The sequence below is a fragment of the Sphingobium sp. genome (assembly GCF_049304695.1).
Taxonomy (GTDB): Bacteria; Pseudomonadota; Alphaproteobacteria; order Sphingomonadales; family Sphingomonadaceae; genus Sphingobium.
The window spans coordinates 50,865-73,877 of record NZ_JBAQOK010000068.1 but is presented as its reverse complement, the minus strand read 5'-3'; the positions used below and the strand labels follow the sequence as shown (position 1 = coordinate 73,877).

General features: G+C 62.7%; 22 protein-coding genes, 1 tRNA gene and 1 other RNA gene. 9 read left to right on the top strand and 15 right to left on the bottom strand.

All coding sequences use genetic code 11. The features are described 5' to 3' along the window. Positions 1-15 precede the first annotated feature (15 nt). The 5 genes from ffs to WA070_RS11580 all read right to left on the bottom strand — a co-directional run bounded on the left by ffs (position 16) and on the right by WA070_RS11580 (position 3,811). Positions 16-111: signal recognition particle sRNA small type (gene ffs / locus WA070_RS11600), an RNA gene on the bottom strand. 160 nt (positions 112-271) lie between these two features. Next, complete coding sequence (blaSGM, locus tag WA070_RS11595) at positions 272-1,243, bottom strand: SGM family class A beta-lactamase (RefSeq protein ID WP_422634099.1); 972 nt, start codon at positions 1,241-1,243, stop codon at positions 272-274. Between the two features lie 8 nt (positions 1,244-1,251). Continuing rightward, the gene (locus WA070_RS11590; RefSeq protein WP_422634098.1) at positions 1,252-1,587 is read right to left on the bottom strand and encodes a 2Fe-2S iron-sulfur cluster-binding protein; all 336 of its coding nucleotides are present in this window, start codon (positions 1,585-1,587) and stop codon (positions 1,252-1,254) included. A 17-nt stretch (positions 1,588-1,604) separates the two neighbouring features. Further along, positions 1,605-2,723, bottom strand: a complete 1,119-nt coding sequence (locus WA070_RS11585) for a cysteine desulfurase family protein (protein ID WP_422634097.1) — start codon at positions 2,721-2,723, stop codon at positions 1,605-1,607. Then, positions 2,690-3,811 (bottom strand): cysteine desulfurase family protein, encoded by a 1,122-nt coding sequence (locus WA070_RS11580; protein WP_422634096.1) that lies wholly within the window; start codon positions 3,809-3,811, stop codon positions 2,690-2,692. The genes WA070_RS11585 and WA070_RS11580 overlap by 34 nt, the downstream gene beginning before the upstream one ends. 155 nt (positions 3,812-3,966) lie before the next feature. On the opposite strand from WA070_RS11580, the gene WA070_RS11575 reads away from it, so the two are divergent. Then, positions 3,967-4,623: an alpha/beta hydrolase gene (locus tag WA070_RS11575; RefSeq protein ID WP_422634095.1), complete on the top strand. Its 657-nt coding sequence runs from the start codon at positions 3,967-3,969 to the stop codon at positions 4,621-4,623. A 72-nt stretch (positions 4,624-4,695) separates the two neighbouring features. On the opposite strand, the gene WA070_RS11570 is transcribed toward WA070_RS11575, so the two are convergent. From WA070_RS11570 to WA070_RS11560, 3 genes are all read right to left on the bottom strand, one after another. Next, positions 4,696-5,583 carry a bestrophin family protein gene (locus WA070_RS11570; RefSeq protein WP_422634094.1) on the bottom strand — a complete coding sequence of 296 codons (888 nt, stop codon included), beginning with the start codon at positions 5,581-5,583 and terminating at the stop codon, positions 4,696-4,698. A 67-nt stretch (positions 5,584-5,650) separates the two neighbouring features. After that, the gene (locus WA070_RS11565) at positions 5,651-5,851 is read right to left on the bottom strand and encodes a hypothetical protein (RefSeq protein ID WP_422634093.1); all 201 of its coding nucleotides are present in this window, start codon (positions 5,849-5,851) and stop codon (positions 5,651-5,653) included. 227 nt (positions 5,852-6,078) lie between these two features. Then, entirely contained in the window at positions 6,079-6,246 is a 168-nt protein-coding gene (locus WA070_RS11560) for a hypothetical protein (RefSeq protein WP_422634092.1), read from the bottom strand. 102 nt (positions 6,247-6,348) lie between these two features. Here WA070_RS11560 and rpiB point away from each other — a divergent pair, with 102 nt between their 5' ends. From rpiB to WA070_RS11540, 4 genes are all read left to right on the top strand, one after another. Beyond that, positions 6,349-6,786, top strand: coding sequence for a ribose 5-phosphate isomerase B (gene rpiB, locus WA070_RS11555; RefSeq protein ID WP_422634091.1), 438 nt, complete (start codon positions 6,349-6,351; stop codon positions 6,784-6,786). A gap of 12 nt (positions 6,787-6,798) precedes the next feature. Beyond that, on the top strand, positions 6,799-8,118 hold the full coding sequence (gene glyA, locus WA070_RS11550) for a serine hydroxymethyltransferase (RefSeq protein WP_422634090.1): 1,320 nt from the start codon (positions 6,799-6,801) through the stop codon (positions 8,116-8,118). Positions 8,119-8,215: 97 nt separating this feature from the next. After that, positions 8,216-8,677, top strand: a complete 462-nt coding sequence (gene nrdR, locus WA070_RS11545) for a transcriptional regulator NrdR (RefSeq protein ID WP_422634089.1) — start codon at positions 8,216-8,218, stop codon at positions 8,675-8,677. A gap of 78 nt (positions 8,678-8,755) precedes the next feature. Beyond that, positions 8,756-9,832, top strand: a complete 1,077-nt coding sequence (locus WA070_RS11540; RefSeq protein ID WP_422634088.1) for a TrmJ/YjtD family RNA methyltransferase — start codon at positions 8,756-8,758, stop codon at positions 9,830-9,832. A 22-nt stretch (positions 9,833-9,854) separates the two neighbouring features. On the opposite strand, the gene WA070_RS11535 is transcribed toward WA070_RS11540, so the two are convergent. Beyond that, positions 9,855-10,151 carry a chorismate mutase gene (locus WA070_RS11535; RefSeq protein ID WP_422634087.1) on the bottom strand — a complete coding sequence of 99 codons (297 nt, stop codon included), beginning with the start codon at positions 10,149-10,151 and terminating at the stop codon, positions 9,855-9,857. Positions 10,152-10,363: 212 nt separating this feature from the next. Here WA070_RS11535 and rpsD point away from each other — a divergent pair, with 212 nt between their 5' ends. From rpsD to WA070_RS11520, 3 genes are all read left to right on the top strand, one after another. Beyond that, positions 10,364-10,978, top strand: a complete 615-nt coding sequence (gene rpsD, locus WA070_RS11530; protein WP_422634086.1) for a 30S ribosomal protein S4 — start codon at positions 10,364-10,366, stop codon at positions 10,976-10,978. 104 nt (positions 10,979-11,082) lie between these two features. Further along, positions 11,083-11,580 carry a 2-amino-4-hydroxy-6-hydroxymethyldihydropteridine diphosphokinase gene (folK, locus tag WA070_RS11525; RefSeq protein WP_422634085.1) on the top strand — a complete coding sequence of 166 codons (498 nt, stop codon included), beginning with the start codon at positions 11,083-11,085 and terminating at the stop codon, positions 11,578-11,580. A gap of 79 nt (positions 11,581-11,659) precedes the next feature. Beyond that, positions 11,660-11,735, top strand: a tRNA-Lys gene (locus tag WA070_RS11520). Positions 11,736-11,740: 5 nt separating this feature from the next. Here WA070_RS11520 and glgX read toward each other — a convergent pair. From glgX to WA070_RS11490, 6 genes are all read right to left on the bottom strand, one after another. Next, positions 11,741-13,609: a glycogen debranching protein GlgX gene (gene glgX / locus WA070_RS11515; RefSeq protein ID WP_422634084.1), complete on the bottom strand. Its 1,869-nt coding sequence runs from the start codon at positions 13,607-13,609 to the stop codon at positions 11,741-11,743. A 2-nt stretch (positions 13,610-13,611) separates the two neighbouring features. After that, positions 13,612-15,060 carry a glycogen synthase GlgA gene (gene glgA, locus WA070_RS11510; RefSeq protein ID WP_422634083.1) on the bottom strand — a complete coding sequence of 483 codons (1,449 nt, stop codon included), beginning with the start codon at positions 15,058-15,060 and terminating at the stop codon, positions 13,612-13,614. Between the two features lie 5 nt (positions 15,061-15,065). Then, positions 15,066-16,328, bottom strand: coding sequence for a glucose-1-phosphate adenylyltransferase (gene glgC / locus WA070_RS11505; RefSeq protein WP_422634082.1), 1,263 nt, complete (start codon positions 16,326-16,328; stop codon positions 15,066-15,068). A 45-nt stretch (positions 16,329-16,373) separates the two neighbouring features. Continuing rightward, the gene (gene glgB / locus WA070_RS11500) at positions 16,374-18,542 is read right to left on the bottom strand and encodes a 1,4-alpha-glucan branching protein GlgB (RefSeq protein ID WP_422634081.1); all 2,169 of its coding nucleotides are present in this window, start codon (positions 18,540-18,542) and stop codon (positions 16,374-16,376) included. Between the two features lie 18 nt (positions 18,543-18,560). Beyond that, entirely contained in the window at positions 18,561-21,029 is a 2,469-nt protein-coding gene (locus tag WA070_RS11495) for a glycogen/starch/alpha-glucan phosphorylase (RefSeq protein ID WP_422634080.1), read from the bottom strand. A gap of 115 nt (positions 21,030-21,144) precedes the next feature. Further along, positions 21,145-22,341, bottom strand: a complete 1,197-nt coding sequence (locus WA070_RS11490) for a serine hydrolase domain-containing protein (protein ID WP_422634079.1) — start codon at positions 22,339-22,341, stop codon at positions 21,145-21,147. 142 nt (positions 22,342-22,483) lie between these two features. On the opposite strand from WA070_RS11490, the gene WA070_RS11485 reads away from it, so the two are divergent. Next, complete coding sequence (locus tag WA070_RS11485) at positions 22,484-22,996, top strand: RNA polymerase sigma factor (RefSeq protein WP_422634078.1); 513 nt, start codon at positions 22,484-22,486, stop codon at positions 22,994-22,996. Positions 22,997-23,013 lie beyond the last annotated feature (17 nt).

Below are 23,013 nucleotides of genomic sequence, written 5' to 3'. Positions count from 1 at the left end.
TCGAAGCTGTTGAGGATAGTAGGAGCCGGAACGACCCGCAGCAAAATCACTGTGGCTGCTTCCGTCAGGACCTGACCAGGTTGGCGACGACTACGTCCGCCCGACTCCCGGCGCGGCATATGGCGAAAGGGGATCGGGATGGCAAGGGGCTTCGAGTGGGGCGGTGCAGGCGATCGCGTGGATGCGCAAAACTGCGTGCTCCCGCGCAGGCGGGAGGCCAGTTCAAACGGCGGGACTGGAATCCCGCCTTCGCGGGAGCACCGAATGACTTTTATTCCAATCCGCTTTTCTGCGCCTTGCCGACAAAATCCAGCGCCGCGCGCGCAGTTTCGGCGATGGCTGCTTCTGCCGCCTTGGCATCGACGGTTGGGCGATCGAGATAGACGGCCAGAATATATTCGTCCCCGGCAGGCGATTTCACCAGTGCCACATCATTATAGGCAGTGCCGCAGGAGCCGGTCTTGCTGCCCGAGGTCCAGCCTTCGGGCAGGCCCGCCTTGATCCGCTTGTCGCCGGTGGTGCTGGCGTTCAGCCAGCCGCGCAGCTTGTCCGCGCTCTCCGCCTTCATATCGCGAAAGATCAGGCGGCCCATCAGCCCCGCCATCGCGGCGGGCGTCGTAGTGTCCTGCGGATCACCCTCGACATTTTCGTTAAGCGCGGGTTCGGTGCGGTCCAGCCGGGTCATGGTGTCGCCATGCGCGCGCATGAAAGCAGTCAGCCCCTCCGGCCCGCCCAGCATGGGCAGCAGCAGGTTCGCGGCGCTATTGTCGCTGACCTCCACTGCTGCTTTGGCCAGTTCGCCCATGCTCATGCGCCCGCGCTTCAGATTCTTTTTCACCACCGGCGCATAATCCAATATGTCCGTCTTGCTGAACGGGATTTCCCCCTCAAGCCCGAACTTGCCGCCTTCGACGCCCAGCAGGACGGCGGCGGCCAGCGGTGCCTTGAACGTCGAACACATGGCGAAGCGTTCGTCGCGGTTGAAGCCCAGCAGCAAAGCGCCCTTGCTATCGACCAGCGCGACGCCCAGCCTACCGCCGGTTTCTTCCTCGATCGTCTTGGGATTGCGGACTTCGCTCAGAACCGATTGCGGCACGAGGTAGCGGGGCGCGGGCGGCAGCAGCGATTCCAGATTGCCGGTGGGCGCGGGTTGCTTAACCGCCTTCTTTTTGGAGGCGGCAGAGGCAGGGCCAGTCAGCAACAGGATCATGGCCAGCGCGGCCCAGCGGTTCGAACGGATCATGATCTGTCTCACATACCCTGCATATTATAGGATTCGGCCGGGATGCGAACGGTCAGGCTGTCGAGCGTGCCGTCCAGCACGATCTGGCACGACAGGCGGCTGGTGCGGGTGGCGGCGGCGGCCAGGTCCAGCATGTCCTCCTCATCCTCGCTCGCGCCTTTCAACCGGGGAAAGTCGGCGGCATCGACGATGACATGGCAGGTCGAACAGGCCATCTGCCCCTCGCATGTGCCCTCAAGCGGCTGACCCGCCGCCTGCGCAACGTCCAGCAGCACCGATCCGGCCGGGGCGTCGACATCCTGTCGTCGCTCTCCGTCGGCGCTGATGAATGTGACCCTTGTCATGAATGCGACGCTCCCTTTTACGACGCCGCTTGTGCGGCTGCCGCCTCGTTTATGATCTGTGCAGCACTCTCCATATCCGCCGATGTCGTGTATCGGCCAAAACCGATCCGCACCGATCCGCGCGCCTGGCCCTGCGTCAGGCCGATGGCACGCAGCACATGGCTAGGCCTGCCGGACCCGCTTGCGCAAGCGCTGCCGAGCGAAAAAGCAATATTTCGGCAATTTGACAAAAGCCGAGCGCCGTCGATCCCGTCGCGGCGCAGGTTGAGATTGCCGGGGTAGCGCACCGTGTCGCTGCCGTTGAGAGTCCAATCGGGCAGCAGGGCGCGTGCCTGCAACGCCAGCGCCTCCACATGCGCGCGATCGGCGTCGGCCCGTTCGCGCATCAATCGCGCGGCAACCCCAAAACCGGCGCACAGAGCTGGCGAGAGCGTGCCGGATCGCAGCCCGCCTTCCTGCCCGCCGCCATGGATCAGCGGAGCAGGCGTCACACCGTCGCGCAGCCACAGCGCGCCCACGCCCTTGGGACCGTGGATCTTGTGCGCGCTGATTGCCACCATGTCGCAGATGCCCGGTATCGGCACCCGGCCATAGCCCTGCACAGCGTCGCACAGGAACAAAGCGCCTGCTTCATGAGCGAGTTGCGCCAGCGATTCGATCGGCTGGATCACGCCGATTTCATTATTCACTAGCATCGCCGCAACGAGAGCGACGCCGGGCCGGATCGCCTGACGCGCCGCCGCCATGTCCACCAAGCCGTCCGCGCCCACCGGCAGGACGGTGACGTCGCGCCCATTGCGCCGCATCGCTTCCGCCGTATCCAGCACGGCGGCATGTTCAGTTGCGATGGTGACGATGCCGCCGGGCGGCGCACCCTGCATGGCGATATTGATCGCCTCGGTCGCGCCGGATGTGAAGACCAGTCGCCCGCCGCCAGGCAGCAGGCGTGCGATCTCGTCCCGCGCGACTTCCACCTGCGCCGCCGCCGCCCGGCCCAGCCGATGCGCGCTGTGCGGATTGCCGAAATGGTCGCGCAGCAGCGGCACCATCGCGTCGAAGGCTTCGGGGGCGAGCGGCGTCGTCGCCTGATAATCGAGATAGATCATCGCCGCGCCCGCGCCGCCATGGCGGTCCATGTCGCCAGAAAGCGCGCGACATCTGCCTCGTTCGTTTGTGGGCCAAGGCTGACGCGGACGACCTCGCCCGCCGCCGCTTCGTCCCAGCCCATGGCATGCAGGACATGGCTGGTCTTGAGCGATCCCGACGAACATGCGCTGCCCGCCGAGACCGATATACCTGCGATGTCGAACTGGATCAGTTGTGCGCGGGCCGACAGGCCGGGCATGCGATAGCTGGCGATCACGGGACTGCGCGGCGCATCGCGCGCGACGATCTCTCCGCCCTCCGCCTCTATTCCGGCATCAATCGTCGCGCGCAAACCGGCGGCGCGCGGCAACCAGTCCTCCTGCGCCTCCAGCGCTGCGGCCATGGCAAGGATCGCAGGGACATTTTCGGTGCCAGCACGATAGCCCTGCTCCTGCCCGCCGGTCGGTTCGATCAGGGCGAGGTCGCGGATCAGCAGCGCGCCGATGCCGGGTGGTCCGCCGAATTTATGCGCGCTGATCGCGATCATGTCCGCATCCGGCAGCGGCAGCTTACCCGCGCTCTGGGCGCAATCGGCGAACAGCATCGCGCCATCGCGGTCGATGGCATCAAGCGGCTGGATCACGCCGGTTTCGTTATTGACGTGCTGAATGGCGAGGAGTGGCGGGGTCTCCTTTTCTCCGTCATGCCAGCGAAGGCTGGCATCTCTCTTTTCCGTTAGGACGGAAGAGGAAGAAGTGAGATCCCGGCTTTCGCTGGGGTAACGGGGCATGGAAACGATACCTTGTGAATCGACCGGCAGCCTTACCGCGTCCTTCGTTACCCGCAGCACGGCATCATGCTCGACTGGCGACGTCAGAATCCGCTGCGCCTTTGCCCGACCCAGCCCGATGGCGATCGCCTCGCTCGCGCCGGACGTGAAGATCACATGCCCATCCCACCCCAGCGCCATCGCGATCCGCGCCCTAGCCTGCTCCAGCACGGCGCGCGCGGCACGGCCATCGCCGTGCGGGCTGGACGGGTTGGCCCAGTGACGCATCCCCTCCACCATTGCCGCCTGCGCTGCGGGCAACATCGGCGTCGTGGCGGCGTGATCGAGGTAAAGGCGGTCGGCGGCCAAGGGCTATGATACTCACTGATTGCGGAAATGGCGGCGGCTTCTATATAGGCGGTCTGTCGCGCGGCGCCAGCACATCCCTTTTGTGCCCGCAACTGCGCACCCAACCGCTGCCAGTCCTTCGTTGGACATGGCGGCCCAGAACGATAACAGGTGCCATGCCAGACGTTATTTTCCCCGGACCCGAAGGCCGCCTAGAAGGCCGTTTCAGCCCCCCGCCGCGCCCGCGCGCGCCGATCGCCATGATCCTGCACCCGCATCCGCAGGCCGGTGGCACGATGAACGACCGCATCACGCAGGCGCTCTACAAGACATTCGTCAAGCGCGGTTTTGGCGTATTGCGCTTCAACTTCCGTGGCGTGGGCCGCAGCCAGGGGACGTTCGACAACGGCATCGGCGAATTGTCAGATGCGGCGTCGGCGCTCGACTGGGTGCAGAGCTTCCACCCGGAAGCGCAAACGACCTGGATCGCAGGCATGTCTTTTGGCGCGTGGATCGGCATGCAGTTGCTGATGCGCCGCCCGGAAATTCGCGGCTTCATTTCCGTCGCGCCGCCAGCCAACATGTACGACTTCTCGTTCCTCGCCCCCTGCCCATCGTCGGGCATCATCGTGCAGGGCACGTCGGACGAAGTGGTGACCGCCAGCGCCGTGCAGAAACTTGTCGACAAGCTGCGCACGCAAAAAGGCATCACCATCCATCATGACGAAATTCGTGGCGCGAACCACTTCTTCGAACATGAACTCGACCAGTTGATGAAGTCGGTCGACAATTATCTCGACATGCGCCTGTCGCCGGATTCACCGATCCGCTGAACTAAAGCGCCCGCAACGAAAAAGGGGCCGCCGAAAGGCGACCCCTTTTTTATGCCTGCTGCGACGCGAAGTTCACCACAGCACGCCATATTTATCCGGCACCATCGCCGTGGGGGCAGGATCGCCGATCGCCTGAAGCAGGTCGATCTCGATCGTCCGGCACATCGCACTCAATGGCACGTCATGCACGCTGTCGGCGAACGGATCGACCAGATCGTCGCCGATCGCCAGCACGGCCAGGAACATCAGACCCGCCATGGTGGAGCCAAGCGGTGTGGCAAAGCCCAGCGTTTCGACCAGCCCGAACGGCAGCAGGATGCAGAACAGGTGGACGAAGATGGTCGGGAAAAAGCGGAAATGATTGGGCAGCGGCGTGTTTTTCAGCCGCTCCATCCCGCCCTGGGCATTGGCGATGTCGATCAGCACGCTTTCCATCCGCGACTGTTGAATCGTGTCGATCCACCCACTGCGGCGCGCGATGTCTATACGCCGACCAGTGCCATCCAATATGCCGTTGGCGACATTGGTGCGGGCCAGTGCGAAATCCGCATCCCCCTTGCTCAGGAAACGCTTCACTTCCGCATCGACACTTTGCCGCCGCAACTGACAGCGCAAGGCGTTGACATAGGCGATCTGACGCAGGACGATCGTGCGCTTCATTTCCACCGCTTCAGGGTCGGGCAGGAAATTGCGGGCCGCGCGTGCCAGGCTTCGGCTGGCATTGATCATCAGCCCCCATAGCCCGCGCCCTTCCCACCAGCGTTGATAGGCGGAGTTGGTTCGGAAGCCCAGGAACAGCGCCACCGCCGATCCGAACAGGGTCAGCGGCAATTCAGGCGCCTTGAAGGGCAGGACGTAATAGACGATCGTGACGATCACGTCCCATACGAACAGAAGCGTCAGCGGCTTCCACACTTCACGGATGACATGGCGAACGCTCGGTGCGGCGGTAACAATCATGCAGGATCCACAGTCTCTCTATAACGGGCGCGTAACGAACGTGCCTATCGTTGAAAGGTTGCGAATTTTAAAAGCCGTTACCCTGGTTCGTGTCGGACGCATAGGACATGGCGACCGCCGTGCCAGTCATGGGACGTAGATGAAACCATTCAGGATGATCGATCGACACCAGAAATCCCAGCACGCCCAGACCAAAGGCCATCAGCATCAGGTTGCCGCGAACGGTGCTGGCCGAAGCCTTGTCATTCCCATCATTATATTGGCGCATATTCGACCTCCTTTGCATTGCAACGCCAATATGGTCGATCATTCGTAACTGCGTATAAGCCACGCGTGACATAATATTGCTGCGCTGCAATGCAGGGATTGGCCGTGCAACGCGGGCGATGAAATGCAGGAATTTTAGCGACTGCGCTGCTGAACAGGCTGCGACCGTTTACAAAAACATACAAAATAGACAGGGAAATCAACGTTATGAGATGCACGCCGGGCGGATTAGCCCATCGGCACGGTCGAAATGACGACATTGGCGAACATCACCAGCCCGCATAGAATCATCAAGGCGCCGCGCTTGCGATCCTTTTTCTTCGCAATCGCAAAAATGCCGCCCGCCACCAATATCGTGCCTGCCAGCATCAGGATGGAAAGTATCGTGCCTGTCATGCCTTGCCCTTAAGCGGCGCGGACGACGGTGGCAATCAAACGATAGTGCCCCTATGACGCGCGGGAAACGAATCACCCACAGGTGAAGGGACGCATCCCGTCATGAAGATCGCCATCGCATCCGACCATGCTGCCGTCGCACTGAAAGCCGAACTGGCGCAATGGTTGCGCGATGAAGGGCATCAGGTCGACGACCTTGGCCCCGTCACCGACGACCGGGTTGATTATCCCGACTTTGGTTACAAACTCGCGACGGCGATCGCATCAGGCGCAGCGGAACGCGGTATCGCGCTTTGCGGATCGGGCATCGGCATTTCGATCGCGGTCAATCGCAACCCTGCCTGCCGCTGCGCTCTGGTAGGCGAACCGCTCTCCGCCGCCCTGTCGCGCGAACATAATGACGCCAACGTCATCGCCATGGGCGCGCGCCTGACCGGCATCGATATGGCCAAGGCCTGCGTCACCGCTTTCCTCACCACCGACTTCGGCGGAGGCCGCCACAGCGGCCGCGTCGAAAAACTCACCCATCCCGCGCTGTAAGGAGCAAGCCCCATGAGCACCGCAACCCTCGACCAGCCCAACCTGTCCGACATCCGTTCGGAAGGCTATTTCACCCGCTCGCTCGCTGACGCCGATCCGGCGGTTTTCGCTGGCGTGCAGCAGGAACTGAAGCGCGAGCAGAACCAGATCGAACTGATCGCGTCGGAAAACATCGTCAGCCAGGCGGTGCTGGAAGCGCAGGGGTCGGTCTTCACTAACAAATATGCGGAGGGTTATCCGGGCAAGCGCTACTATCAGGGCTGTGCCCCGTCGGACGTGGTCGAACAGCTTGCCATCGACCGCGCAAAGGAACTGTTCGGCTGCAACTTCGTCAATGTGCAGCCCCATTCGGGCGCGCAGGCCAATGGCGCGGTGATGCTGGCGCTGGTGAAGCCAGGTGAGACGATCATGGGTCTCAGCCTTGATGCGGGCGGCCACCTGACCCACGGGTCGAAGCCCAGCATGTCGGGCAAATGGTTCAACGCCGTGCAATATGGCGTGCGCGAAGACACGCATCTGATCGATTATGACGATCTCGAACGGCAAGCCGTCGAGTGCCAGCCCAAACTCATCATCGCAGGCGGTAGCGCCTATCCGCGCGAGATCGATTTCCCGCGTTTCCGTGCCATCGCGGACAAGGTCGGCGCGCTGCTCATGGTCGACATGGCGCATTTTGCGGGTCTGGTCGCCGGTGGCGCGCATCCTTCGCCGCTGCCTTACGCCGACGTCGTGACCACCACGACACACAAGACGCTACGCGGGCCGCGCGGCGGCATGATCCTGACCAATGACGAAGCGATTTCCAAGAAGATCAATTCGGCCATCTTCCCCGGTCTTCAGGGTGGCCCGCTGATGCATGTCATCGCGGCCAAGGCGGTCGCGTTCGGTGAAGCGCTGCGCCCAGAGTTCAAGACCTACGCCGCTGCCATCGTCGCCAATGCACGAGCGCTGGCGGGAAGGCTGGAACAGCGCGGGCTGGCCGTGATATCGGGCGGCACCGACACGCATCTCGCACTCATCGACCTGCGCCCCTATGGCATTTCGGGCAAGGACGCGGACGAGGCGCTGGAACGCAGCTTCATCACTTGCAACAAGAATGGCGTGCCGGGCGATCCCCTGCCCCCCACCAAGACCAGCGGCATTCGCGTAGGTTCGCCTGCAGGAACGACGCGCGGCTTTGGCGTGGCGGAGTTTGAGGATATCGGCGACATGATCGCGGATGTTCTGGCGGCTTTGCGCGACAATGGTGAACATGGCGATCCGGCCGTGGAAGCCAATGTCCGCGAACGCGTCGCCAAGCTATGCGCGCGCTTCCCGATCTACGAGGGGTAAGCGCATTCCGTTCGTCCTGAGCCTGTCGAAGGACTTTTCTTGTTCAAGCACGTAAGGGGCTTCGACAAGCTCGGCCCGAACGGAGTATGATAATATAATGCGTTGCCCCTTCTGCGTGCATGAAGACAGCCAGGTGAAGGACAGCCGGCCGACGGAAGATGGCAACGCCATCCGCCGTCGCCGCCAGTGCGAGGCATGTGGCGCGCGCTTCACCACGTTCGAGCGTATCCAGTTGCGCGACATCTGGGTGGTCAAGAGCGAAGGGCGCAAGGAAGCGTTCGAGCGCGACAAGCTGGCCCGGTCGATCGGCATTGCCTGCCGCAAGCGCCCGATCGAACCCAGCCGCATCGAAAAGCTGATTTCCGGCATCCAGCGCCAGTTGGAAACCAGCGGCGACAGCGAAGTCCCTGCCCGCGCGATCGGGGAAATGGTGATGGAAGGCCTCAAGCGCCTCGACAGCGTAGCCTATATCCGCTTCGCCAGCGTGTATAAGGACTTTACCGACGCGAAGGATTTTGAGGAATTTGCCGGGACCGTGAAGGAAGTGGGGCGTGAGTGAGAGAGTGTTTACTCGCCCTCCGTTCGCCCTGAGCGAAGTCGAGGGGCTAGGCCGAGCACAGCGAGGTCATTATTCGCGATGACCTTTCACACCTACATGCTGCGCTGCTCCGACGGTTCCTACTACACCGGCCACACAGACAGCTTTGAAACACGCATTGCTCAGCATCAATCCGGCGCGATCAAAGGTTATACTTTTGACCGCCGCCCTGTCGAACTCGTTTGGTCCGCTGAATTCGAGACACGCGCCGAAGCGCTCTCTAGCGAGCTTCAGATCAAAGGTTGGTCACGGCATAAAAAGGAAGCCCTTATCGCGGAAGATTGGGAGAGGTTGAAGAAAGCGGCTGTATCGCACACTTCGCCTGCGCTCAGTGACGCCCTTCGACTTCGCTCAGGGCGAACGGAGGATGGGGCTGCTGAAGAGAAGAATAACATGGACAAGTCCGCCAACCCCATCATCGTCCTCGTCCGCCCGCAACTGGGCGAGAATATCGGGAAGGCGGCGCGGGCCATGCTCAATTTCGGGCTGACTGAAATGCGGCTGGTGTCGCCACGCGATGGCTGGCCCAATCCTGACGCCGGCCCATCGGCGGCTGGCGCGGACTTCATCCTGGACAAGGCGCAGGTGTTCGAAACGCTGGCCGAAGCCGTGTCGGATTGCCCGCATGTCTATGCCACCACCGTGCGCAAGCGCGGCGTGACCAAGCCGGTCGTGACGCCTGAAGAGGCCGCGCGCGAAATCCATGGTGCGCAGGGGCGCTGCGCCTATGTGTTCGGACCCGAACGATCGGGGCTGGAGACCGAGGACGTCGCGCTGGCCCGCAAGATCCTGACCGTGCCGATCAACCCGGAATTTGGCTCACTCAACCTTGCCCAAGCGGTCATCCTGTGCGCCTATGAATGGTCCAAACAAGCCGATCTGGCCCAGCCGACCCTCACCGACCTGGGCGAGCCAGCCCCGCAGGAGGAACTGGAAGGCATGATCGGCCAGTTCAACATGCTGCTGGAAAAGGTCGGCTATTTCTTCCCGCCCGATCGCGCGAACGCGACTCGGCTGACGCTGCGCAACCTGCTGACCAAACCGGGCTGGAACCATCTGGAAGTGCGCACGCTGCGCGGCGTCCTGTCCCACCTCAACCGGCCACGCGAGCGATAAGGCCCGCACACTCCCACCCCCGTCAGCCACGCGTGCGATCGAACTCGGCCATTTCATAGGCGATCGACGCTTCGACCAGTTGCTCCCAAACGTCGGTGATAAGGTCGCACGGGACGCCCAACTGCTCGGCTTCTGCGCAGGCATTGGCGATCACCTCCGCCTTGCGGGCTTCATCCCGCACGGCGGCGCGATCCGGTTTGATCCGGGCGGCGGCGCGCATGTGGGCGAATCGCTGGGCCAGCAGCGCGACGATCTGCCGATCGAGATTATCGACGCCCGCGCGCACCTGCGTCATCGTAGAATAGCTTTCAGGGTTCATGGCATGGGACTAAGCCGCCCTCGCCGCCCTGTCGAGGGTTGACATGCCGCCCCCTTCTGGCCATAGGCGCGCCTTCGCAATTGGTCCTGCATCCCGGTGAAGCAGCGACCCTGCCCCTGAGCGTTTCGGCGCGACATGGACGTAGGCGATACCGGGAATGATGCTCACCCTTTCAGGGCGGGCTTAGTCGTTAGCATTTGTAAGGAATTATCATGACCAAGCGCACAAGCGCCAAGTATAAACTCGACCGTCGTATGGGCGAGAATATCTGGGGCCGTCCCAAGTCGCCTGTCAACAAGCGCGAATATGGTCCCGGTCAGCACGGTCAGCGTCGTAAGGGCAAAGTGTCCGACTACGGCATCCAGCTGCGCGCCAAGCAGAAGCTCAAGGGCTATTATGGCGACATCACCGAGAAGCAGTTCAAGAAGAACTATTTCGAAGCGAGCCGCATGAAGGGCGACACCGGTCAGAACCTGATCGGCCTGCTCGAACGCCGCCTGGACGCCGTGGTCTATCGCGCCAAGTTCGCGCCTACCATCTTCTCGTCGCGTCAGATCGTTTCGCACGGCCACATTTATGTGAACGGCGTGAAGTGCAACATTGCGTCGCGTCTGGTGAAGCCGGGCGACGAAATCACTCTGGGCAAGAAGGCGCAGGAAATGGCGCTGGTGATGGAAGCACAGGCTTTGGCCGAGCGCGACATCCCTGACTATGTCGCCCCTGACGGTGCGGCCAAGGTGACCTATGTCCGCGTACCTACGCTGGACGAGGTTCCTTACCCGGTGAAGATGGAACCCAATCTGGTCGTCGAATTCTATTCGCGCTAATCGCTTCTGCGACAGAGTTAAAAAGGGCGGCCCCGCAAGGAGCCGCCCTTTTTCGTTGTTCAAACCGCTTTGCAGTATCGCAGCAAGACGATAGGCGCACAGCCATGGTCGACACGCCCGCTTATCTTTACGCATTGGCGCTGGGGTCCAACCGCCCGCTATCGGCCCGGCGGACGCCCGCACGACTGGTGGACGAAGCGGCGGCGCTGATGGGGCGCATCGGCCCCGTCCTGGCGCGATCCCCCACCATCGAAACCGCGCCGATCGGCCCATCGCTGCGTCGCTACGCCAACGCCGCGCTGCTCATCGAAAGCCCGCTGGCGCCGCACGCAATGCTCGCCGCGCTTCAGGCGATAGAGCGCGATCTGGGGCGCAGGCGGTTCCGCCGCTGGGGCGCGCGCAGCATCGATATCGACATCATCCTGTGGTCGGGCGGGGCGTGGAACAGCCGCGCGCTTACCATCCCACACCCCGCCTTTCGCGTCCGCGCCTTCGTCCTGACGCCCTTGCTGAACATCGTCCCTGACTGGCGCGACCCGCGTTCGGGCCTGACCGTCCGGCATCTTGCCGCGCGTCTTGCAAAAGCTGCGTCCAGAGGTTGACCGGCGCGCCTGCCGCCTCTAGTGGGTGCCGACCGCCGCTTCGGGCATCGGCCCGGATAGCGAAAAAAGGAATTGGTTAGGGCTCGTAGCTCAGTCGGTAGAGCAACGGACTTTTAATCTGTAGGTCCCGGGTTCGAATCCCGGCGAGCCCACCACTTCCTCATTCGATCGGCAGCAAAGTCCGCGCAGCGACGTTGACCATGCGGACATCGGGCAAGTGAAAATCGCACGCCTCACCAGCCCCGTTCAGGCACAGCGTCAGTCCGCTCGCGCGGAAATGCAGCGCCAGACGGCGACGTGCCGGGTCTTCCCATTGCCCGTTATGGAGAGGCGAACCCTCCTCATCCAGCCACGCAACGTCCGCGTCGGTCAGGAAGCGATCCCCTTGCAACACTGCACAGCGCGCCCGTAGCGCCGCCAGCGCAAAGGCATACGCCTCCAGCGCCACGTCCCGCCCGGCCCAATCGACCCAGCCGATCGCATTATCCTGCGCATAGGCATTGTTGTTGCCCTGCTGACTGCGGCCAAATTCATCGCCAGCGGCCAGCATGATGGTCCCACGCGAACAAAATAGCGTGCTCAACAGCGCCATGACATCGCGACGGCGCGCATCGGTGACAGCTAAATCGTCGCTCACCCCCTCGACACCATTGTTCCAGCTGAAATTTTCGCCATGGCCATCGCGGTTCTGCTCGCCATTGGCGTCATTGTGCCGCTGCGCATAGGCAGCCGTGTCAGCCAGGGTAAAGCCGTCGTGCGCGGCCAGGAAGTTGACGCTGCGGGTCGTATCGCCGCCGAAAATGTCCGACGATCCGGTCAGCCGCGTTGCAAACGCCCCCAGCATGCCAGAATCGCCGCGCCAGAACCGGCGCATATCATCGCGATAGCGGTCGTTCCATTCCAGCCAGCCATTGCTGAACTGTCCCAGTTGATAGCCGCCCGGCCCGATGTCCCATGGTTCGGCGATCATCACCCGGTCGGACAGGATCGGATCGGCGCGCAGTTCTTCCAGCAATGGGGCGTGCGGATCAAACCCATCCTCCCTGCGTCCCAAGGCCGGGCCAAGATCGAATCGGAATCCATCGATCCCCGCCTGCGTGACGAAATGGCGCAGCGAATCGACGATCATCCGCCGCACAACCGGCGCGTTGCACGCCACGCTGTTGCCGGTGCCGGTGTCGTTGATCAGCGTCCCGTCCGCCGCGTGCCGGAAATAGCCGCGCGCATCCAGCCCGCGCAGCGACAGCGTCGGTCCCTGCGCATCGCTTTCCCCATCATGATTATAGACCATGTCGAGGATGACGCCGATGCCCGCCGCATGTAGCGCCGCCACGGTCGCGCGCAGTTCGGCCATGCCGCCGGGGGCTAGTCGCGGATCGATCGCGAACCAGTTGACCGGATTATAGCCCCAATAGTTGGTCAGCCCCAATGGTCCCAGATGCCGCTCGTCGATCCAGACGTTGATCGGCATCAGTTCGATCGCCGACACATGCAGTCGCTGAAGATGCGCGATGATCGATGGATGGGCGAGCGCGGCGATCGTGCCGCGCTGAGCCACAGGCACATCGGGATGCAGCATCGTAAAGCCACGCACATGCAGTTCGTAGATCAGGCCACCCGGCGAAAAACGGTCTGGCGCTGCGGCAAGACCCGGCAAGGGCGCAATCACCATCCCCTTGGGCATCAACGACGCGGTGTCGCCGCCCTCGCCGCGCGGGGCAGCCAGCGCAGGATCATAGGCAAAGGCGCGGTCGATCGCCTGCGCATAGGGATCGAGCAGCAGCTTGTCAGGATCGAACCACAGCCCAGCGCCCGGATCATAGGGCCCGTCCGCACGCACGCCATAGCGCGCGCCTGCGCCGACGCCCGCTACCTCGACATGCCACGCCCCTGCTGCATCGCGCAGCATAGGGACACGCCGTTCCTGATCCAGCGAGTCAAACAGGCACAACCAGAGTTGTTCGGCGTCGGGCGACCAGATGGAAAAGCGCGTGCCGGTCTGCGTCAGCAGGGGCGGCCCCGGCAACATGCTCAGGCTGCCTGCACCAACAGAGCGCGATACAGCGCGGCATAGCGCGCGGCGCTATGATCCCACGACACATCGGTGCGCATGCCCGCGCGCTGCATTCCCTGCCACAGCGCCCTGTCGCGATGCAGTCGTACCGTCCGCCCGATCGCGCCATGCAGCGCCAGCGGATCGGCGGGCGCGAACATGATGCCCGTCGCCGCCCCGGCTCCCAGCGCCGCTTCGTTCGCGTCGATAACCGTGTCGGCCAGCCCGCCCACACGCGCCACCACCGGCACGCAGCCATAGCGCAGCGCGTAGAGCTGGGTCAGCCCGCACGGCTCGAACCGCGACGGGATCAATATGGCGTCGCCACCCGCCTGCATCAGGTGAGACAGAGCCTCATCATAACCGATGCGCACACCGATCCGCCCACGATGCCGATCCGCCGCGCCCAGAAAAGCGCCTTCCATCGGGCGATCCCCCGACCCTAGCAGCGCCAGCTTCGCGCCCTGCCCGACCAGATGATCCACCGCCTCTATCATCAGGTCCATGCCCTTCTGCCAGGTCAGGCGGCTGATGATGATGAACAGTGGCGCGTCGTCATGGTCCAGCCCAAAGCGGTTTTCAAGCGCGCGCCGGTTGGCCGATCGTCCCGCAATCGCTCGCGCGCTGTATCGCCGTGCGATGCATGTGTCGTCCGCCGGATTCCACATGCCGGTGTCGATACCATTCAATATGCCATGCAACCGATCGCCCCGGCCATTGATGAGGCCATCCAGCCCCATGCCATGGACGGGAGATCGAATTTCTTCGGCATAGGTCGGGCTGACCGTCGTCATCGCGTCGGCGGACACGAGGCCGGCTTTCAGGAAACCCACGCCGCCATAATATTCCACCCCATCCACGCCCCAGGCCTGCTGCGGCAAGTCCAGCGCGACGAAAATATCCGCGTCGAACCTCCCCTGAAAGGCGAGGTTGTGGATCGTCACGACGCTAGGCACGGCATGGGCAGGGCCAAAACGCATATAAGCCGCAGTCATCGCCGCCTGCCAGTCATGGGCGTGAACGACATCGGGCGTCCATCCTTTCAGGCCGCCCGCCGCTATATCCGCCCCGACCCACGACAGCGCGGCAAAGCGTCGCCAGTTGTCGGGCCATTCATTGCCCGCATCGTCGCCATAGGGACCACCTGTGCGCGCAAAGAAATCCGGCGCGTCCAGCACCAGCAGGTCCAGCCCGTCGATCTGCGCTGCCAGCAGCGTCGCCGACACGCCGAACAGCGCGGGGTAGCGCTTGACCGTCTTCGCCTTGCCCAGCTTAGCGATGACGGCGGGGTATCCGGGCAGCAACGTGCGCACCGCCACATCCTGCGTCGCCAGCGCACCGGGCAGCGCGCCCGCCACATCGGCGAGGCCACCGGTCTTGATCAGGGGATAGAGTTCGGACGCGACCGACAGCAGCTTGATGGTCATGGGTGTCAGCCGACGATCCGTTCGATCATCGGCTGCGTCACCAGGCATATGCCGCTTTCGGTCATGCGAAAGTGCCTGGCGTCCTCTTCTGGATGTTCGCCGATAATGAGGCCGGGCGGGATGCTAATCCCCGAATCCAGCACGCATTTATGCAGCCGCGCGCCTCGACCGATGGTGCAGTCGGGCATGATGACGCTGTCCGTCACCGACGAAAAGCTGTGCGTGCGCACGCCAGAAAATAGCAGGCTGCGATGCAGGGACGATCCTGACACGATGCAACCACCCGCGACCAGCGATGATGTCGCCGACCCGCGCCGCCCGTCTTCGTTATGGACGAATTTGGCGGGTGGCGTGACTTCGGAATAGGTCCAGAGCGGCCAGCTACGGTCATACAGGTCGAGCGAGGGAACGACATCGGTCAGGTCGATGCTGGCCTGCCAATAGGCATCGATCGTGCCGACATCGCGCCAGTACGGCTCCAGTTCGCTTTCGGCGCGCACGCAACTGCGCGAAAATCGATGCGCCACCGCTTTGCCGTGCTTGACGATATAGGGGATGATGTCGCCGCCGAAATCCCGCTTGCTGCCCGGTTCGGCGGCATCGCGCTTCAACTGTTCGATCAGGAAGCGGGTCTGGAACACATAGATGCCCATGGACGCCAGCGCGAGGTCGGGTTGACCGGGAATGGACGGCGGGTCTTTGGGCTTTTCCATGAAGGCGGTGATGACATCCTGTTCATCCACATGCATGACGCCAAAGGCGCTCGCTTCCATGCGCGGCACCTCCAGGCAGCCCACGGTCACGTCCGCGCCGCTGTCCACATGCTGTTGGAGCATGATTTCATAGTCCATTTTATAGACATGGTCGCCCGCCAGCAGGACCATATATTCGGGCGCATAGCTTTCGATGATGTCGATATTCTGGAACACCGCGTCGGCCGTCCCTTCATACCACTGGCTTTCCGATACGCGCTGGCTGGCTGGCAGTATGTCGAAACTTTCGTTGCGTTCGGGGCGAAAGAAGTTCCAGCCACGCTGCAAATGGCGGATCAGCGAATGGGCCTTATACTGGGTCGCGACACCGATCCGCTTGATACCGCTGTTGAGCGCGTTGGACAGTGCGAAGTCGATGATCCGCGCCTTGCCCCCGAAATGCACCGCCGGTTTGGCGCGCCTGTCCGTCAGCTCGGCCAGACGGCTGCCTCGCCCCCCGGCCAGAACATAGGCCATGGCGTCGCGGGCTATCGGCTGATGTCTCGTCTGCTGCATATCCTGGCCTCTCCTTATCGTCGCTGATCGCGCCCGTCGTTTGTCCTAAAAATCCAGTTCCAGCATCAATGTCGCGAACGGCGGGATGGTGATGTTGGCCCACCCTTCCTCGTCCGCTGTAACCATGCCCATATTGCCCGCACCGCCGCCGCCATAGCCGACCGCATCGCTGTTCAATATTTCCCGCCAGCTCCCTCCCGATGGCAGCCGCATGCGGTAGCCGTGTCGCAAGACAGGCGTGAAGTGGCTGATGACGACAATCGGCATGGCGCCGGGCGCGCGGCGTGCCCAGGCAAAGACGCAATCGTCCGCCGCATCGACCAGCACCCAGTCGAACCCTTCGCCCTCGCAATCGCGCGCATGCAGCGCCGGGTGGCTGCGATAAAGTCGATTGAGATCGCCCACCAATAGCTGGACCCCTCGATGCGCGGGACTTTCGACCAATTCCCAGTCCAGCGACCGCGCCTCGCTCCATTCGCGGCGCTGCGCGAACTCCTGCCCCATGAACAGCAGCTTCTTGCCCGGATATCCCCACATCAGGCCATAATAAGCCCTCAGCGTCGCAAACTTCTGCCAGTCATCGCCCGCCATCTTTTCCAGCAGCGAACCCTTGCCATGCACCACTTCGTCATGACTGAGCGCCAGCACGAAATTCTCGCTGAAAGCATAGGTCAGGCCGAAGGTCACATCGTCATGATGGTGCGACCGATGGATGGGATCACGCTGCAAATAGCGCAGCGTGTCGTGCATGAAGCCCATATTCCATTTGAATCCAAAGCCCAGCCCACCGCCATGGACCGGCGCGGACACGGCGGGCCAGCTGGTCGATTCCTCCGCGATCGTCATCACGCCCGCATGGGTGCCATAAAGCGCGCTGTTCATCTGCTGAAGGAAGGCCACCGCCTCCACATTTTCGCGCCCGCCATGGTCGTTGGGCACCCATTCGCCCGCCTTGCGCGAATAATCGAGATACAGCATCGACGCGACGGCATCCACGCGCAGCCCGTCGACATGATAGCGTTCGGCCCAGAACAGCGCGTTGTTGACCAGATATTGCGCCACCTCCCGCCGCCCGAAATTATAGATGGCGGTATTCCAGTCGGGGTGAAAACCCTTGCGCGGATCGGCATGTTCATACAGCGCCGTGCCGTCGAAATAGGCCAGCCCGTGCGCGTCGGTCGGGAAATGGGCCGGCACCCAATCCAGGATCACGCCCACCCCCGCACGATGCGCGCCATCGACAAAGCGCGCAAACCCGGCCGGATCGCCAAAGCGCGCAGTCGGCGCATAGAGGCCCAGCGTCTGATAGCCCCAGCTTGGATCATAGGGATATTCGCTGATCGGCATGAATTCGATGTGGGTAAAGCCCATGCCCACGACATAGGGGATCAGACGATTGGCCAGTGCGTCCCAGCTTAGGAAATCATCTTCGCCATCCCCGCCGCGCTGCCATGATCCGGCATGGACTTCGTAAATAGATACAGGTTCCCGCCGGGGATCGACCTGCCCCCAATAGTCCCTGTGCCGCGCATCGCCCCATATATGATCCATCGGCGCTGCCACGATCGATGCGGTGGACGGGCGTAGTTCGGACTGAAAGGCGAAGGGGTCGGCCTTCAACGGCAACACAACGCCATCCGCATCCATGATCTCATATTTATAGGCGGCACCCGGCGCGATGTCGGGCAGGAATATCTCCCACACGCCCGCATCTGCCCGGTGTCGCATAGGCGCGCGACGGCCATCCCAGCGGTTGAATGCGCCCACCACCGACACGCGCCGCGCATTGGGCGCCCAGACCGCAAAATGGGTGCCCTCCACGCCCTCATGGCGCATCACATGCGCGCCCACCTTGTCGAACAGGCGACCGTGCGATCCCTGGGCGAAATAATAATCGTCCATCGGCCCCAGCACCGGGCCAAAAGCATAGGGGTCGACCTGAGCATAGTCGCTGCCATCGGCATAGTGGGCGACATAGCGCAGCGGCTGGCGCTTGCGGATCGCGACCTTGCCCATGAACAGCCCGTCACCATGCACCTGCGCCAGATCGCCGACCGGCTTGCCGTCCAGCGTAGCTGCGCTGACAGCCACGGCGTCGGGGAAAAAGGCCCGCGCCGTAAAGCCCTTGTCCGCCGGATGGACGCCAAGCGTGGCGAAGGGGTCGTCCTCCCGACCCTGCACCAGCCGCTCGACCTGCTCCGACGTCAGCACCATCTTATTCCTGAGTTCCGGTCATGCGTTCATTTTCCATATGTCGGTTGCATATTCGCGGATCGTTCGGTCCGACGAAAACCATCCCATGCGCGCGACATTGTGGATCGCTTTCTTCGCCCACAGCGACTGATCCATCCACAGCGCATCGACGCGGCGCTGAGCGGCGGAATAGCTGTCGAAATCAGCCGCCAGCATGAACCAGTCATGGTCATAAATGCCCTGGATCAAATCTTTGTACCGATTGGGATCATCAGGGGAGAACACTCCAGTGGCAATCGCGTTCAACGCCTGCGACAATTCCCTGCTCTGGTCGATCACCGCGCGGGGTTCATAGCCATTGGCGCGCCGCTCGTTGACCTCCTGCGCGGTCAGGCCAAATATGACGATGTTCTCGTCCCCCACATGCTCGCGCATCTCGACGTTCGCACCATCGAGCGTGCCGATGGTCAGCGCGCCGTTGACGGCGAACTTCATGTTGCCGGTGCCGGACGCTTCCATGCCTGCGGTCGAAATCTGTTCGGACAGGTCGGCGGCGGGGATCATCACCTCCGCCATCGATACATTGTAATTCGGCACGAACTGGACCTTGAGCAGCCCCTGCACCGCCGGATCATGATTGACCACGCGTGCCACATCACCAGCCAGTTTGATGATGAGTTTGGCGTTGTGATAGCTTGACGCCGCCTTGCCCCCGAACAGCTTCACGCGCGGCACCCAGTCCTTTTCCGGGTGCGATCGGATCTGGTCGTAGAGCGACACCGCCTCCACGATGTTAAGTAACTGCCGCTTATATTCGTGGATCCGCTTGATCTGAATATCGAACAGCGCGGCCGGGTCGATCCGGGCATTGAGCCGCTGGCGAAGCAGGCTGGACAGCGCAGCCTTGTTCGCGCGCTTCACCGCCAGAAACTTGTCCTGAAACGCGCTGTCGTCGGCAAAGGCGTCCAGGTCGCGCAGTTTTTCCGCGTCGTCCAGAAACCCGTCGCCAATCGCCTCGCGGATCAGCCCGGTCAGTCCCGGATTGCACTGCATCAACCAGCGACGATAGGTGACGCCGTTGGTCTTGTTGTTGATCCGCGTCGGGTAGAGTGTGTGCAGATCGGCGAAGACCGTTACCTTCATCAGGTCGGTGTGCAGCGCCGATACGCCATTGACGCTGTGCGACCCGGCAAAGGCCAGATTGCCCATCCGCACCCGCCGTTCGCCGCCTTCGTCGATCAGGGAAATCGCGCCGATCGCGCCGTCGCTCAACGCGCCGGACCGTCGTGCCTCCGCCAGCAGACGACTGTTGATCGCATAGACGATCTGCATATGCCGGGGCAGCAGCCGCTCGAACAATGGCACCGGCCAGCTTTCCAGCGCTTCGGGCAGCAGCGTGTGGTTGGTGTAGCTGAACGTGCGTCGCGTGATGTCCCACGCCTCATCGAAGTCCAGCCCATGATCGTCCAGCATGACGCGCATCAGTTCCGCGACCGCCACTGCCGGATGGGTATCGTTCAACTGGATCGCCGCCTTGTCCGGCAAGGTGCGGATGTTACCGAAATATTGGATGTGCCGCCGAACGACGTCCTGCAACGACGCGGACGAAAAGAAATATTCCTGCCGCAGCCGCAGTTCCTGTCCCGCCGCCGAAGAATCCGCCGGATACAGCACCCGCGTCAACGCCTCTGCCCGGTTGCTTTCGGACAGCGCGCCGACATGGTCGCCCGCATTGAACTTGTCGAGCAGGATGGGGTCGATCGGCTGCGCTTCCCACAGGCGCAGCGTATTGACGCGCTTGCCCCGCCACCCGGCGATCGGCGTGTCGTAAGGGGTGGCGATCACTCGCTCCGACGGTTTCCAGTGCATCTGGTGCGGCCCGCCATCATCGCCCTCGGCCGGATCGACCAGCCCGCCAAAACCGACTTCGTAACTCGCCTCGCGCCGTTCGAACTCCCACGGATTGCCGTGGGCGAGCCATGTCTCGGGCAGTTCCACCTGCCATCCGTCGGAAATTTCCTGCCGAAACATGCCGTTCACATAACGGATGCCATAGCCATAGGCGGGCACGTCCACCGTCGCCATGCTTTCCATGAAGCACGCTGCCAGCCGCCCCAGCCCGCCATTGCCCAGCGCCGCATCCGGCTCCAGCGCGGCGATAATGTCGATGTCCACGCCCAATGACGCCAGCGCCGCCTGCACATCGTCCAGCATTTCCATGTTCGACGCCGCGTCACGCATCAGCCGCCCGATCAGGAACTCAAGGCTCAGATAATAGACCCGCCGCCCTTCTTGCTCATAGGTTTTCTGGGTGGACGTGATCCAGGCGTCGATCACCCGGTCGCGGATCGACAGGATAACCGCATGCAACCAGTCGTGCGGTTTGGCGGCATAGGCGTTCTTGCCGATCCGGTAGGTCAGCCGCTCGACGATCTCATGGGCCAGCGCCTCCACCGTGGTGCCTCGCGGCGCGGGTTTGGGAAGTTCGGTCTTGCCCTTGAGCTTCATATCGCGCGGTCCCCCTGTCGATGAGCTAAGGTGCGATGATGACACAGCGTTCCGGCCCATGCCATCGGCATTTTGCGGCGCAGCAATAAATTTCGGCGCCTTTTATTGCGCCCGGTCAGCCCGCACGATGGCTGTCGATAATCGCCCCCGCAACGCCTGCGCGCAGTTCGGCCCGCACCGGATAAGCGCTCGACGGCAGCAACTGCGTCATGAATATCCCGATCAGCCGCTCGACAGGATCGATCCAGAAATAGGTCGAAAAGACTCCGCCCCAATAATATTCCTGGGTCTCCATTCCCATCGCGAAGCCAAGCCCGAAGCCGACGCCCTGATAGTCCGCCTCACTGAACATCGCGCTCGATAAGCTGGCCAGATCGCCACCACCGGGCAACTGGTTGGACCGCATCGCCACCACGGTCGCGTCACGCAGCAATCGCACGCCGTCCAGTTCGCCACCGCGCAGCAGCATCCGGGCGAAGCGATGGTAGTCCGCCACGCTCGACACCAACCCGCCGCCGCCCGACAGCAAACGGCCAGCACGTCGCCATCCGCTGCGCGCGCCATGATCGGCCACGACCCGTTCCGTTTCCTCCAGCCGCCACGTGTCGGTCAGCCGATCGACCTGATCGTCCCGCACGACGAAGCCCGTGTCCCGCATGCCCAACGGCCCGAAGATACGCTGCGCAAATACCGCGTCCAGTTTCATGCCCGACAAACGCTCGACCACGATCCCCAGCACATCGGTCGATACCGAATAATTCCACCGCTCGCCGGGCGAAAATTCCAACGGCAGGCTGGCGAGGTCGGCGATGAACTGGTCCGAACTGCGCGGCTGCTGGAAATCGTCCAGTCCCATCGCCCGATAGTGCGCGTCGATCGCTGTCTGCTGCTGCAATCCGTAGGTCAGGCCCGACGTGTGGCGCAGCAGGTCGATCATTAGCATCGGCCGTTTGAGCGCCGCGCCATCCATCCCCACGCGCAAAGCGGCAAATTCGGGCAGCACGTCCGTCACGGGCGTATCCAGCGCCACCCGCCCCTCCTCCACCAGCATCATGAAGGCGACCGACGTCACCGGCTTGGTCATCGACGCGATGCGGAACAGCGCGTCCCCACGCAGCGGCGTGCCATCCGCGCGCGCATCGCCGCGAACGACCGACAGCAGCGGCTTTTCATCGCGCGACAGCATGAAATGCATGTGGGGCAGTTTGCCCGTAGCCATATATTGGCGGTCGATCGACCCGATCAGCGCATCCAGCCGATCGCCGTCCATTCCCGCTGCCTGTGCTGCTGCCCTGTCCATACCGTCAACCATCCCGCACATCGCTCCGTCCTTGTCTTACATTCGGCGCTAAAGCAGCATGCGCCGTCCGTAAACAGCTTGCCGATTGCCAAGACCCTGCCATGCGGCCTATGGGAACGCGCCAAGACTTGCCCAGAACTGGACCCGAACAGGCATGGCCACCGGCCTATCCGAAATATTCATGGCGAACCGCGCTGCCTTGCTGCGTTTCCTGCGCGCGCGCGGCGCGGGCGATGATTCAGAAGACCTGCTTCAGGACATCTGGATGAAGCTGGAGGCAAAGGATCTTGGCCCGGTCGCCGACCCGTTGCCCTATCTCTATCGCATGGCCAACAATCTGATGCTCGACCGTTATCGATCGTCGACCCGGCGCGAACGGCGCGAGCAGGACTGGTCGCAGGGCGCTGGCGGCGTGATGGCCGATCCATCGGACGACCTGCCAGTGGACGAACGCATGATCCTCAATCACCAGCTGGATCAAGCCCGCGCCACGCTGCGCGCGCTCGGCCCGCGCGTCGAAACCGTCTTTCGCCGATTTCGTATCGAGGGCGTCGGCCAACGCACGATCGCAGAGGAACTGGGCGTCAGCCTGACCACGGTGGAGAAGGATCTGCAAAAGGCCTATCGTGCGATGATCGCGCTCAAACAGAAAATCGATACGGAATGATCGGATCGGTGGCGTCA